This is a genomic window from Paenibacillus sp. 01T422 (genome assembly GCF_056398785.1).
On the sequence record NZ_JBFTQB010000315.1, the window covers coordinates 1 to 14,804 of the forward strand.

Annotated in this window: 10 protein-coding genes and 1 pseudogene; all 11 read right to left on the reverse strand. The window is 49.5% G+C overall.

The window, feature by feature from the left end; all coding sequences use genetic code 11:
* Positions 1-2,619: glycosyl hydrolase (locus tag AC1DUA_RS18240; protein WP_477501120.1), on the reverse strand; the 2,619-nt coding region annotated here is incomplete at its 3' end.
* Positions 2,600-4,675 (reverse strand): beta-galactosidase, encoded by a 2,076-nt coding sequence (locus AC1DUA_RS18245; protein ID WP_477501121.1) that lies wholly within the window; start codon positions 4,673-4,675, stop codon positions 2,600-2,602. The genes AC1DUA_RS18240 and AC1DUA_RS18245, both read right to left, overlap by 20 nt.
* On the reverse strand, positions 4,672-5,682 hold the full coding sequence (locus AC1DUA_RS18250; RefSeq protein ID WP_477501128.1) for a beta-galactosidase small subunit: 1,011 nt from the start codon (positions 5,680-5,682) through the stop codon (positions 4,672-4,674). Before AC1DUA_RS18250 ends, AC1DUA_RS18245 begins: the two co-directional genes overlap by 4 nt.
* A 69-nt stretch (positions 5,683-5,751) precedes the next feature.
* Positions 5,752-6,447, reverse strand: a pseudogene (locus AC1DUA_RS18255) (glycoside hydrolase family 2 TIM barrel-domain containing protein); the annotation flags it as partial.
* Positions 6,351-7,142 (reverse strand): sugar-binding domain-containing protein, encoded by a 792-nt coding sequence (locus AC1DUA_RS18260; protein WP_477501129.1) that lies wholly within the window; start codon positions 7,140-7,142, stop codon positions 6,351-6,353. The gene AC1DUA_RS18260 and the pseudogene AC1DUA_RS18255, both read right to left, overlap by 97 nt.
* The gene (locus AC1DUA_RS18265; protein WP_477501122.1) at positions 7,138-7,281 is read right to left on the reverse strand and encodes a hypothetical protein; all 144 of its coding nucleotides are present in this window, start codon (positions 7,279-7,281) and stop codon (positions 7,138-7,140) included. The genes AC1DUA_RS18260 and AC1DUA_RS18265 overlap by 5 nt, the downstream gene beginning before the upstream one ends.
* Positions 7,282-7,306: 25 nt before the next feature.
* Complete coding sequence (locus AC1DUA_RS18270) at positions 7,307-9,385, reverse strand: hypothetical protein (protein WP_477501123.1); 2,079 nt, start codon at positions 9,383-9,385, stop codon at positions 7,307-7,309.
* Positions 9,337-9,888 carry a hypothetical protein gene (locus tag AC1DUA_RS18275; RefSeq protein WP_477501124.1) on the reverse strand — a complete coding sequence of 184 codons (552 nt, stop codon included), beginning with the start codon at positions 9,886-9,888 and terminating at the stop codon, positions 9,337-9,339. Before AC1DUA_RS18275 ends, AC1DUA_RS18270 begins: the two co-directional genes overlap by 49 nt.
* A gap of 1 nt (position 9,889) precedes the next feature.
* A complete protein-coding gene (locus AC1DUA_RS18280) occupies positions 9,890-12,208 on the reverse strand; it encodes a glycosyl hydrolase 2 galactose-binding domain-containing protein (protein ID WP_477501125.1) in 2,319 nt (772 codons plus the stop codon).
* 23 nt (positions 12,209-12,231) lie between these two features.
* Positions 12,232-13,881: a hypothetical protein gene (locus AC1DUA_RS18285; protein WP_477501126.1), complete on the reverse strand. Its 1,650-nt coding sequence runs from the start codon at positions 13,879-13,881 to the stop codon at positions 12,232-12,234.
* A complete protein-coding gene (locus tag AC1DUA_RS18290; protein ID WP_477501127.1) occupies positions 13,874-14,749 on the reverse strand; it encodes a sugar phosphate isomerase/epimerase family protein in 876 nt (291 codons plus the stop codon). Before AC1DUA_RS18290 ends, AC1DUA_RS18285 begins: the two co-directional genes overlap by 8 nt.
* Between the last annotated feature and the right edge of the window lie 55 nt (positions 14,750-14,804).

The window sequence follows — 14,804 nt, forward strand, 5'->3', positions numbered from 1 at the left end:
CTCGTTCTCTCCAGCTTTCAAGCCGGACAAAAGCACTTGATCAAACGACCGATCAAGAAACCACCCGTCAGACCTATTGGCGATGGGTTCACCATTAAGGCTGATCTCATACTGATCCGCAGACTCCACAACCAGATACACCGCTTGTTGCGGCACTTCCGTCACTTGAAAAGTAAACCGGAATGCAACCGGCTTGCCATCTTCCGGATGGGGCTCGTGAATCCATTTATACCTTTGCTCAATGCCATTGCCGTAAATTTGTCTCATTCCCAAACCGGTTCGAATGGCTTTTTGTGCCTGCCATACTTCCATCTCTTGTGACCAATCACCATTTTCTATGCGGTATGAGCACATATCCAGCGTTAACACATTCGGCATAGAGCGGGTGAACTTGCAGACCGGACCTAGTACTTGTAGACCTAACACCTGTGAGTTGGTTTCATCAAGACTCACTTGACTTTCTTCTGATTCAGCAATTTCCACTAGGCTGCCATTCTTGTGCCAGATGTACAGCTTAGAATCCGCTGGACCGAAAACCGCATCAAAGATGACGTAACCATGACGATAGCTGGTCTCAACGGCGCTTACTTCACCTGTCAGCGCCTTCCACTCTTCCATGTATCCCGGGCCTTCCATGGCAACTCTGATCCTAACGCGATGTTCACGCTCGCGATCGTTATTGACGATGAACAGCGCATAACGTTCTCCCATATCTCTGAGCATATACAGGCAGTCAGCGGATTCCTCGTTTTCTGCGCTCTTAATGCTCACTTGGCGCGGCAGCATGTGTTCTAGTGCTTGGGTGGCCCCAGCTGCATCCTTAACGACCACCATGTTCGGATGATCATAGAGGTCGGCTAGACGCTTCGTTGCTCTACCTTCAATCATCTCCGCGCGAGGTCCGACAGCGACAGCTTTGCCGCCAGCTTCGAGGAATTCCAATAGCAACTGAAAAGTACTGTTAAGCATCGTCCGGATTTCCGGAATGACGACAACTCGATACTCCGCCTTATGAATAGCAAGCTTGTTACCGTGAATAGCTCCGGTTTCCGACATGATTGTTTCGTCACCGAGATCAAAATCGTAATGCGCCCCAAGCAATTTGCCGAGAAAAGCGTTAAATTCGTGACCATATCGGTTCGTATCGGATACGTCACGATCCTTGCCTCGAGCAGGAAAGCCGTATGGGCCTGTGCCTACCATACTCCATGCGGTGGAAGCTGGATGAAGAACCAGCACATCGCGGACTGGATGGCCTTCTGTCAAAACCGCAGACAATCTGGCAAAATAATTTTCCATTACCAAATTGTATTTCCACCAGCTGGTGTTGTAGTTGAATACTGGCGGGTAATCCCGCTTCCGACAACCTTTGATCGAGTATAGCGCCAAGTGTTGAGACCTCAGATTCACCCCAAGCACATATTGGAAATCTCCGATCCATCTCTGCCCTTCGAATGTGAAGCCCCAGCCCGTACAGCCATAGGTTTCGGTCAGAACGAATTTTCTCCCGTATTGGTTGGCAACGCTGGTACACTGCTTCACGGTTATATATTCGTTTGTTTGTTCATTCAACATGTCGATGCCTGGCACGTGCTGATAGCGGTAATTGGGCATGACGGCTCCGCAAACGCGAGTGGCTGTGCCCAAATTATTTTCCCAGAGAAAATGCCCGGTAAAAGCAAGCCCGTTGTTATCGCACCACTCGCCAATTTGTTTCGCGTAGGATTCACTGAATCGTTCGGAAATCGTCCGCCAATAATCGTGACGCGCCTCTGAGGAACGTTCCCCATTGAAGTATAAATAGGGAATTAGATCCAGCAGATCATATCCGCGTTTCTCCTGAAAATAAGCAGGAAAAGACCAGCTCCAGGGAATCCACCCCCGCCCTTCCGTAAATTTACAATGGCGATCATGAAGGCTCGGCTCATCCGTAAAAACGCCCGGAACCGTTTTGCCAAAATGTTCGCCTACTACCTGTTTGTAAGCCTCGTAGGTAATGTCGATGAACGCTTCAACCGATTCCGGATTCAATTGATCCGGAGGCGCTTCATTATTGAACCAGGCACTCCGTTCGGATATTTCAATCCGGAAGAGCAGCAGCACTTCATCATTTGCTAATTCTCTGCTTGCACCTGCTTGAAGTCTCTCGCAGCGAATCATATCTCTTTCGTTAATCACAGCTCTGAACAGTGCTACAGTGTCGGTGTCATCCATATCCAATGAACCCATGACACCGTCTTCGCCAGGTAAAGAGAGCACCTCTAGCGTAAGACCTTTGGCACGAAAGGCGTCGCCGCCTCTGGCTTGAACAAGTCCCCCTGCAAAACCTGAGGGCCAGCGATCCTCGTCATACAGCCATGCCTGCATATCGAGCGCCTCGGCTGTTTCCACCGTAGAGCGAACCAGCTCCATCCACTCATGACCCATGTAGACAGTTTCCAGTCCATCTCTGGAATGAATGAAAAAGCCGCCCATTCCCTGCTCCTTCATTTGTTTAACTTGCCGGTTCAGCTCTTCCTCCTCCAAGTCGTCATTCCAGGCCCAGAAAGGAAGAGACCTGTAGACATTCGGCGGATTCTCAAAATGATGACGCAATCGCTTAAGCTGGGGCGCTTCCACTGGTTTCTTCCTCCTTCCTCTGTTGGAATATCGCGACGCTTTTTGGGAGAAGTTCAACTTCTCTGCTAACACTCGTGCCGCTGAGCAGCTCCATTTGTTCGCGCGTCCCCACATTTATCTTCTGCACCTGATCACTATGATTTAGCACAAAAGTAAAGAGGTGCTCCTCTTTGTGACGCTGAACAATCTCCACGTCTTTCGGTGCTGCAAGCAGCGATGTGATCCCTTGGCTAGCGCATAAATATCTCACCCATTGCTGTAAAAAAGTACGGCTAGGATCCGTTGCCGCATACCAAGCTTCGCCTTGGCCGAAGCGGTTACGAGTCAATGCGGGGGAACCTGCATAGTACTCGCTGCCAAAACTCGCAACAATCTCCGCACCCTCCAGATGAACTACCTCGCACAACAAGCCGCACTCGTAAGTGCCTTGAAGCTCTCCCAAGTCCAGCTGCAGCACGAGCTTATTTTTTTGATCAGGATGCAGCGCGTCAAGCTCTTCCACCCAGATGCCCAACAACGCGCGCAATTCCCCAGGATAACCGCCGGCTGTGACGAGATCATTTTCGTTCGCAACACCGCTGTAGAACGTCGTTACGAACGTTCCTCCGTTCTTGACATATCGCTCCAGTTTTTCTGCATATCCAGGTTTCACCATATATAAAACAGGGGCGATCACCAGTTCATATTGGGTAAGATCTGTCCCCACATGAATGAAATCAACTTGAATATGATTATCATAAAAAGCATCGTAATATTTCTGGATGTGATCGGTATATTTCAAATGAGCGGACGGCCCGCCTCCTAACTCGACAGCCCACCAATTATCCCAGTCGAACAGGATGCCTACCTTGCTCTTCACACGTGCATCGAGCAATTGATTGCCCAGCTGCTTCAACTCCTGGCCAAGCTCCGTACATTCCCTGAACACCCGCGTATGCTCATGCCCTGCATGATCGATTACAGCTCCGTGAAATTTCTCATAAGCCCCCAGCGAACGGCGCAGCTGGAAGAACATCACCGAATCGGCGCCGCGTGCCACGGCTTGATAGCTGCGCAGCCGCATAACACCGGGCCTTTTGGCACTATTGACCGTTTTCCAGTTGAGCACGCTTGGCGTCTGCTCCATCAGCATGAAGGGGGCGCCGTCTTTCAAGCCCCGCATGAGATCGTAACGAAAGGCCATATAACTTTCGGGAGTTTGATTTTCCGGGTAAATATCAAGAGCGACGATGTCCAGATAAGGCGCCCATTTGAAATAATCAAGCGGCTTATAAGTCCCGTTCCCCTGGAAATTGGTCGTGACGACCGCATCCGGGATGAACGATTTAATCGCGTTATATTCCATCAGATAACAAGCTAGCCAGCTGTCCGAATTAAAACGGTAATAATCAAGCGTTATTCCTTGAAACGCTGTTTGATCGGAGTTTCCTCCAGAAAGTCCCTCGCTTAATGCACTGGGAAGGACGATATCTTCCCAATCATAGAAAGTGTGCCCCCAGAATCGCGTGTACCAAGCTTCGTTGAGCCGCTCCAGCGTTCCATATCGATTCATCAGCCATACCCGAAATGCGTTCTCACAGTTATCGCAATAGCAGCGAATCCCTATTTCATTGTTTACATGCCATAAGAGCAAAGCCGGATGGCCCTTGTATCGCTCCGCCAGCTTATGGACCAATGTTTCGGCATAATGCCGGAACGTAGGACTATTCGGGCAGGAGTTATGTCTTCTGCCAAACTTTCTTTTTTTCCCATCAGTCGTTACGGTTAAAATATCCGGGTACTTTCTCGCCATCCACGCTGGGTGAGCAGCCGTCCCCGTTCCCAAACAGGCGTACACGCCATTCTCGTGCAGCTTGTTCATAACCTCGTCTAACCATCCAAAGTCGTAAGTCTCCTCATCCGGTTGGTTGAGTGCCCACGAGAACACATTAACTGTTGCAATATCAATGCCAGCAAGCTGAAACAACCGCATATCCTCATCCCAGATGTCCTTCGGGAATTGTTCCGGGTTGTAGTCGCCGCCATACATAATTTTGGGAAATGTCCGGCTAATCATCGAATCGCCCCCTGGGGTGTGAGTGGGATCATTGTTGCGCTGTTTGTAACTTCTAGCGGAAATGGCTCCGGCCACCGTTTGCTCAGTTGCATCGGCGATCCATCTCTTGCAGCAAATGGCTTCAGCCTTAACTGGAAAGTCGTATCCTTCGGATGAAGCAAATAACGATCTAGCGGAGGAGCTTCCCCGCAGCTATGATTGCCAATCGGTGCTTGCTGATAATCCAAGTTCACGATTGTTTCATTTAACCGAACTAAGTCGGTTGTATGTTTCGCACTCGCTACATTCGCTGCRGCATAATGACTCGCGCTTACATCGAACCGTGGCAATCCGCCAATAAACAAGCCCGTGCCTAGCGTATTGGTTACAGTCGCCCACCGTGCTTCCGTTTTATTGCCATTCTCCTGCGGTTTGATATAGGGAACGTATTGCTCCTGCACCGTTCCTGCATAAACGCCAAGCTTACCGCTCTCCTTACGGTCGATATAACATTCGTGCGGGCCAAGTCCGAACCAAGACATTCGATCGAAGGCACCGGGCAATACCATCTGCAAACCCAGACGTGGCAATGGAGGAAGCCTATCTCGCGGATTCACACGAACTGTCAGGAAGACATCCCCTGATCCGTAAACCGTATGCACCATACAGGTTTCAAAACATGTCCCTAATCCTGCTGCGCCAAGCGTTGCTTTCACCGTAACTTGCACCGCATGCTTGCCAAATGGGTGCACGGAAAATTCATTTACACGCTGTTGCAGCGCATCGTAACCCGTTTTTCTCCACTCTTTCGCTTGACGGGCGTCATTATCAATGGGCGCTCGCCAAACATTGACTTTCGGGCCGGACTGCAGAAGCGGAATGCCGTTATATTCGAATGTGGTCAAGGTTCCACTGTTTTTGTCCCAAACCATACAAAAATCGTTACCGTTTACTTGCACATTCGTGTTCTTCTCGACCATGCGCAAGCTGTGCATCGGCTTCACGTTAATCATCGGTGCGGCATACATTCCAGTGGCTAGCGGCAAATCCGCCCATGCCACTTCATGTCCTTGCTGTGACCACCGTGTCTCCTCCCGCAAAGTAAACCGAATGCGGAGCCAGCACTCGCCTTTCATTTGCTCGTATGCCCTACTGAAAGGTACGGCAATATCAGCTTTTCCTCCAGGTGGCACATCGGTTCTTGGCAGCTCACCCTGCTCCACAATGTCTCCGTCATGCAGCAGCTGCCACGAGCCATTCAGATGATCAAGGGATAAGAAGTCGTAGCGATTCTCGATACTTACGATGCCAGATTGCGTATTGATCACACGCAACTTGACCGGCTCAATCACTTTTTTGAACTCAATCAGTGAAGACTTGATCGTTCGATCTGGAAAGACCAGACCGTCAATACAAAAGTGCCCGCTGTTCGGATGATCGCCATAATCGCCGCCATACGCATACCATTCTGTGCCATCCTCTGTGTGCTGCCGAACTGCAAGGTCGGCCCACTCCCAGATCATGCCGCCAAGCAAGCGAGGATATTGATAAATAGCTTCCCAATATTCCTTCAAGTTGCCAGAAGCATTCCCCATGGCATGTGCGAATTCACACATAAGGAAGGGTCTCGGATCTTCCGTTTTCTCTCCTTCCTCAATCAGTGCGTCCAATGACGGATACATGCAGCTCACAATGTCTACAACCCCAGCATCTTTGGCCCGTTCGTAATGAATCGGGCGTGTCGGATCAGCAGCACGCACCCAGTCCGCCATCGCGTCGTGATTGTCTCCATAACCTGATTCATTCCCAAGGGACCAGATGATGATGGACGGATGATTTTTATCCCTCTCCACAGCGAAATCCCTGTCTCATTCTCCAACTCCAAAACTAAGGCGTATAAGTAGGGATCCTCCGCTGACCATTTGTGTGGAGCTGTGATGGGAAGATGCAGGTTGAGCACTTTTTTATCTGTTAGCGTGAAGGCATCGGTCTTTCCGGTGTAAATCATTTGGCGTTTATCGTCRAGCAGTGAAATATTTACGATATGGTTGTGTGCCGTACGATTTGACAAGCATGTAACCGCCATTCGGAGGCTAAGCTCTGCATCCTGCTGATCTTCACCGAAGCTGGTCTGTACGGAAACATCTTGGATATGCACATCCGGCGTTGCTTTCAAATACACGTCTCTGAAAATGCCGCTTAGCCGCCATTTGTCCTGATCCTCCAAATAGCTTCCGTCGCTCCATTGATACACCTGTACAGCGATTGTGTTTTCTCCCTCATTCAGCAAAGCAGTAATGCGAAATTCACTGTGCATATGGCTGCCCTGCCCATACCCTGCCAGTTTCCCGTTCACCCAGACATGATAAGCGGAATCAACACCTTCAAACACGAGGAACACTTGCCGATCCTCCCAGGTATCAGGTAGATGAAAGCTTCTGCGGTAGCAGCCAGTTGGATTATCGCTTGGGACATGCGGCGGATCAATGGGAAAGGGATAATAGCTGCTGGAATAATGCGGACGTCCAACTCACATCTGCATATGGCATGTAACCAGTATTGGAAGGCTCCATGCTGCGCCCAAGCACCTCTAGATTCTCCCAATCCGGAATTTCTTTCTCTCTCATCGAAATGCCCTCCTATCTTTCACCGTCAATCCCGTGTATCCCTGAAACGCAAGGCGTTATTTAAAACTAGCGCAATGACCCACGATGGGTTCCATTTATTGCTGTGCCCTCGGTGATTCCAGTAGGTTTGAAAAAAACCTTCGCCTTGCTCACCGATAACCGTAAATCCCCATTCGCCCGGTTTCGTACAAATGCCCTGTCCCATCGCTTCCAGCGACACTCGTCCCCACCGCTCATACGACTCCTTGCCTGTTAAACGGCCGAATTCCCAAAGCTCATAGGTTGGAAAAAATACATCCAAATGATGGTTTTGCACACTGACGCCTGGCCAACCAACCGCGCTAAAATCCGTGTTACGGAACGCTGATCCCAGATTGTACGCTGGATTCCACACATACACGAAAGTTAACAGCCAATCCGCAGAGATTTCAGCCCATTCCTGATACCGTTCATCCCTAGTCAAAAGAAACAGTTCGTATGCAGCAAGGAAAAAGTACATGCCTGCTTCTTTATCTTCGCACTTAGCATCCAGGGTGGAACGGGCAAATGGCCGTTCGAACGTCTCGACGTGCAGTTCATAGTAGCGCTGCATCATCGTTTCAGCGAATTCCAAGTATTTTTTCTCTTGGGTGATCCCATACGTTTTCACAAGAGCGATCAAGCAGGGGAGACCCGCTGCCGTTATCATGTCATCTGCTGGTAGGCCTTCCATTAGCCAAGCAGAAGGATAGATACCTGCTGGAAGAGCGCCACCCAGTAAGAATTCTGCGGACTCGCGTAGAGCCTCGACCCAGCCTTGCGGGACTTCTAAGCCGCTTTCCCGAAATAACCGTACAATTTCCGCCAAATCAGCGATCGTTTCACCGTAAGCCCGGCTTGAGACAACAGGCTGCTTGTTCCAGTAAAAGTCGTCCCAAACTCCCTCATCTAGACGGTACATGCTGTGTCTTACACCAGGGACATCGGTACGGCTCTGCGATACATAAAAATCAACCGCGCGTATGCATCTCAGGACTCGCTCTTGCTGTCCGCTTTCAATGCCTAATTTGGCATCGCACCAAGCCAGCTTCAGGCACTGCCCCGTCCAACCGTACATATAATGCAGCGGATGCTTGGAGACGTTCCCGTTCTGATTGGAATCGGTAAACTTCACGTAGCCTGCGGCTTCCCGCTCCCCGCTTCTATAGCGATCATCCATCGCGTTCGTCTTTAGTCTGATCATCTCATCCAGAGATAGCGGGCATTTCCCCGCTGGCTTGAAAAGCGGGATGCTTTTGCGAACAATTTCACGGAATGCATGCCCTGAACGGTCTGCAAAACCCCAATCCAGCGCATACATTTTGGTTAACGTGCTGCCTGGCGCGAAATTCATATATCCTTCGGGATAAGGTGCCGTTATGTTTTTAGCTACAAAATAAGTGTCTTTCTCACCGTTAAACATCAGAACGCCGCTTAGCGCGACTGCAATGCTGCGACTTTCCTCTTGTATCGCTCCGAGCGAGCCATAATGTACAACTCCGTCCTTCGTTTCCACATAGTCCGGTTTGGCGAACAAGGAGAAATATCGTGTCCCCTCTTCCTCCCACTCCACATTCACGCAGGGAATTGGCAGCCGGTGCTCTTCACATATATATCCATTGCCAGGTCCCACACCAAGCCTTGGAACGATCCGATTCGGATCAGAAGAAGGATTGTTATTGTAAATCATGTGCGGGATCGTCACTTTTTCGTTGCTTCGCTTCGGAAGAGAGAACATGATGCCCACGGCTGCTTCACTAATGAAGTGGTCGCTCCGATTCTCCCAACTTACTTGCATGCGTAAGAGATCATTCTCGTCCAAAGTCAGACTTAACGTAACGAACAATGCTTCTAATGAACCACTGATCCGAAGCAAATCGGTTTCTTCCGTCACTTGCACATTGGAAAGCCCCGGCGTATCCAACTGCCACGGTTTTCCCGTGGAATAACAAAACATCTCATCCAGCTGCCCTGTGAAAAAGGGTAAATGCTCACCTTCTGATCGAAGGAAGAGCTGTAAGCCTTCTTGCGTGACTGCTATTTCAGCTCGTCGCTTCTGACTGCGGCTAACAATGGCGTGCAACACTCCGGGCTCACTCCCTTCTCACTCATCAAGGCAACCAGCAAGCGATCCAATGTTGGATTAAATCCGACTCTGCCAGCTAACGGCAGGCAGATGAAGAACATGAGACCTTTGCCCACACGTTTCAATCCTACGACAGGAAGCTTCCGCTTTCCTGGTGTCTCCGAATGAGCCTGGTAGGCAAAAACAATAGGTTCGATTCCCTCACCTAGCAAATGGCTATTGGTCATTCCATCCAGCCGGTCTGTCGTCAGATTGTAAAAATAAGAGTAATCGTCCGGCTTTACGCCTGACATGTTAAGCCCATTATCTTGCATAGAAAGCGTATACACTTCTCTTAATTTCACCGTTTGAATTTGTGTATCCTCAAGCTCCCATGTCCCATTATCAGCGTGTTTCAGAATACATACTGCCGTTGCGCCATTACGAACTTTGGAGAGGATAGCTGTCCGTTCGCTGTTGAATGCTTCTGGGGAAGATATAACAAGTGTGCAATCCTCCTGCACCTCATCCGTATAACGCTCTCCAGCAACATCCAGCAGTGAACCGAGCAGCTCTGACGCTGCGTCGAGAAAAGCGACCTTCAGAGGTTTCTGGATTCTCGTCCTTGCAAAAGCCTCGAAAGCAAACTGCTGTATCGTTCAAAAGCCAAGCTTCTATTTCCAATGACTCTCTCTCATAAACCTTCCAGCGGTCGCTTCGCAAATTAACGCGAACAGGCTCCAAGCATTTTTTATACGTGAAATAAGCTGGTTTCGGTTTTCGATCGACACCGACAAGAGCTTTCATCCAGCCCGCAGGCCAAGCGTCTATCAGCAGATGAATGGCGGTAGAAACAACCCGATCCGCCCTTCTGCGCCAGGCATCCGTCATCAGCTTCGTTGCCAAGCTTTGATGCTTCTGACTAGCCTGAATCCAACCTTGCATGGTCGTTTGTTCCGCATACCAATCTCCGTGAAGATTGTAGGTCTGAGCGCCATGGATCTCATTCGGCAGCCAACGATCTTGCTCTAGTGTTGGGAGCCATTCCTTGGGATAGCGGCTTAACATGAGCTCCGCATGATCCAGCCCTTCGGTCCCATACTCTCCGCAGCCCGCTTTCCAACCCTCTCTGATCGTTGGAAGGAACCCTTTGTACATTTTCCCTACAGGAATGACGTTGTTCGTATACCACAAATTATAGCAATGAAAATCGGGCAGTCCTTCACGGGTAGGCGGATTATAATCCCCCTCCACATTCTTAACAACACGATCCGGATTCTCAACAAATATCGCTTGCCTGGAGGCTACGAAAAAAGCTTCAAGCTCATTTCTGTGTAAATAACGGTGGCCTTTGCGCCTTTTCTCAGTCCGAGAAGGCTCGTTGATCAGTGATACCATAATGGAGGATGGGTGGCTGCGAATCAGCCTTTCCATCTCTGCTGCTTGCTTCACACCTTCAACGAATTGATTTCGGCGTATAAATCCGAATGTAGGCAAATCACATTGATGCATCATGCCAAGCATATCGAAATAGTCATAAATCTCTTCCTGCACGGGGCGTTGTGTAATGCGGTAAAAATTCAAATTCGCCATCTTGGCAATCAAAATATCATCGATTAATTGTTCATAATCGTTGCTCATTATGCACTGCTGCAGATGCCCCATTTCATTGGCGCCTCTTAGTATGACCGGATGATTGTTCAGGAAGAGCGTTCCTTTCGGTACCTGATGCTCATCCATATGGAATTTCCGCATACCGAATGTGCGATCCCGGCTATCTACGCAGTGGCTGCCGTTCTTAACTTCGATGCGTACGGCATAAAGCAAAGGGGATTCCGGTTCCCACATTTTAAAAGATGGAAATTCTACTTTATAACGGAAATAATTGATGCCTGGCCCAGCATAAGCCACTGTAAATGAGATTGGCTCTATTCCTTGACCCTCGAAATTCTGAGGCATAATTTCCAGTTCCAACTCGAAATTCTCCATGACGTGCGTCGTGGTGTTCACCGCATCAATCCAGACTTCCACAGAGCCGCTGTCAATATCCGGTCTTACAAAAACATCCTGGATGAACAGCTCTGACCGCTGCTCCAGATACACCTTGTTGTAAATGCCCGCTCCCGGCGGACAGTGACTCCAACCGTTGTACGGATCATCCCAGCCTGGCCCTGTCGCTGCGTATATTTTATCGCCATCCAGCTTCGTTCCCCCGACACCCATCATTGGAATGTCCGTCTGAACCTCAACGAGCAATGTATTGTTTTCCTGCAAAAAGTCTGTCACATCAAACTCGAATGGTGCGAAGAAGCCCTCATGACTGCCGATGCATTTGTGATTGAGGTATACCGTTGTTTTATAATCAACACCCTTGAATACGAGATATACGCGTTTTCCTGCTGGCATGCCAGGATAGCCAAACTCTGTGCGGTAAAATCCCGTCCATTTGCCATCTTCCCCTGTAGGCCCACGGAAATCAGGGATCGTCACAGCTTCCCAATCGCCTGCACCATCCAGCACGCGAGTGAAACTCACATCTTTAGCTGTCTGATAACGGAATTGAAATTGACTGCATACTTGCCGATCTCGCGTCATCGATGGGGCTGGCACTAAATTTCTCATATAAGGCCTGTACTTCTCGCGCTGTTGCTTCAATTCTTCATGAAATCGCTCCATCTGAGCATCGAACGTAAGCTCATCTACGCGCACAGCTTTATCTGTGCCTGGTGCGAAATATTTTTTGTCATAGGTTATAGGCGGAATGTCCCGCAGTTCATCTTTATTTCCGGGATGTTCACGAAACGCAATTTCCGCGAACTGATCCAAACGTTTTGTTGGCTCCAAGCACATCTCCACCTTACTTCTCGTCATACCCTCACGATTTCATAGTCTAACGTATAGCCTTCTTCATCTTGCGGATACATGCACACTTGCGTCGATCCAAATCGCTGTGTCCAGCACCGTTCCTCACCTAGGAAAGGCTCTACGGCCTCTTTCACTTCATTTGTCATAAAATCATTCGTCACGATCCAACTTCCGAAGCCTGTTTTCCCACTTTTCCTTCGTTGTTCCGGGCAATCGGGAGGGAGAAGCCAGTCAGCGATGACGACAACAGCCCCGTCTTCTGCCTTTTTCGCAATCATTGAACATGTACTTGCCGAAATCGTAGTGCCACCGACAATAATTAACTTAGGCTGACCTAGTTTATCTGCAGTTACGTGTTCATCAAATGCCAGAACATTCGATAGTGGATAAAATAAAGGATGCACACGTCGATCTGCGCCTCTGCCATATCCCTCCTCGAGAGGGAATTGATTAAGCGGCACGTCCTGCTTCAACTGATGTCTCGGGAAGTCGTACCCTGGAATATGCAGGCAGCTGCCATGAGGCGGAATTGTTCCTCGACTAAGCAGATGCCAAATGTGGAATACGCTTTGGCTTTGCGCGATGTCCTCTGTCTGAAGTGTGCGATTGCCAAAAAGTCGCTCATTTTGTCCATAATTGCTATCGTCCGAATGAATAACGGCTATATCAGGATCAGCTTGGGAGTGATGCCAAGTTAACGGGTTCTCGGGAATGAATTTCCGCACGAATTGCAGCCAAACCTCACCGAATTCCGTCTTCCTGAAGCCCTCTGGCTTATGTCTAAGAAGTACGTCGATATTTTCTACGAATAAATGGGTTGGCCCCATCAAGTATCCCATCTTCAAAGCCGACTCAAATTCCTGCGGAGAATGTCCAGGAAATCCAGGAAACCGTGTAAACCATTTGCCTGTATCAGGCCCCCACAAATCCGCGCATATCCACAACGCCCGCCCATATTGCTTGGTTGCGCCCAATGCTGTAGACAGCTGCAGCGATTGGAACGACTCCTTCATGATTTTCGGGCAAAGATCCATCCCAGCTCTGGCCATTGTGTGAAACATGGTTGGAAACACATGCTCCGCTATTAACGGGACAGACACACTCGACAAACCCGTTTGTTCCACAATATGCCTTACGTGATCCGTTCTGGATCTTACAGACTGTTCCACCTTGCTCCGAGCCTGTGCCAAACTCAAACCTTCCGTACTCCCCCAATGCGGAAACCATCCATCCTTACGGTACTGTCCAGCGTTTATTTGCAAATGTTCCGGCTCATCGTACAGTAGTCCTATGCATCGACCTGAGGTGGAGGCTTCGACAATTGCCTGGTCAGGAATATCATACCGATTGGTCTCTTCCACCCAAGGTCCGTTAATGTTGCCGTATTCATTGCCGAGGCAGATGTCCATCCCTGCTGCGGTAATATCTGCAACCACATCCCAATGATCGGTGCCTGGCAGCACATGATGTACATAGAAATCCGTTCCCAATTCACGCAGACTGTTTACAAAAGCACCTGGTTCCGGTTTCGGATCCTGTGAGGGACAGATGCTTCCTGTTCCCGTCCGCATGATGAGATCCGATGCCTCTCCCGCCCATGGGTCCTGCCACGCTACGACTGGCCCCTGAATGCCTAACTTCGGTTTATGCATCACCGGTGTTCTTCACTCCCCAGCTCGCCTCAACATTCGCGAATGATTGGCGGATCATTGATAGGCAATCAGCCACTTCTTCCGGCTTCGCATGTTCCAGGATCAAGGGAACATCCGGCAACCGGCGAGCCAGGAGTTCCGCATACACGTTCCAATCTGCTTGACCCGCCCCGACCCGAGGAGTCGTAAATCCTTCCGCATCGTACAAAGCATCTTTGGCATGCGCGATGGGACAATAATCGCCGATGTGATCGAACATTTTCGCCATCGCTTCAGGTTGTCTGCTCAAATCTTCCTGCTTCAAGTAGTTAAAGGGATCCATAATGAACGCCAATCCTTCCGTTCCTAGGCGCGCCAACATATCCTTGGCTTGTTCCGTCGTGGCAAGCACATTGTTTACAAAGCCTTCGACCAGCAGAACAGCCCCCTGCTTCACCGCCCGGTTGCGCAAGCGATCAACGATTTGCAGCAGTTGTTCCCATGCTTCAGGGGTACGGTTGCCCTCGTAATCGCGCCAAGCATTGGTGGGATGAAGACTTCCGGTCTCTGTCGCCATATACCTAGTTCCATAAATCGAACATAGGTCGATCATCTTTTCCAATTGCTCCAGCTTGACTTCCCTTTTTTGAAGATTAGGATTCATTAAATTGGTATAACCGGATAAGCCGATGACTGTGATACCCTTACTCTCAAAAATCGAGCGGATTTTCTCAGCACGAGTGAGTGAAAAGGGTTGGTCATCCATCACTTGCATCGCTTGTTTGGGATCAATTTGCACATATTTCATGCCCTGATGCCGAGCATCTTCTGCCATGGCTTCCGCGCTCCAGCCCATATAGATGTAGCTCATAAATCCGAGTTGGTTCATCCCACAACGCTTCCTTTCAACAAATCCTCTCTTTCCACTACACACGCTTCTTGGC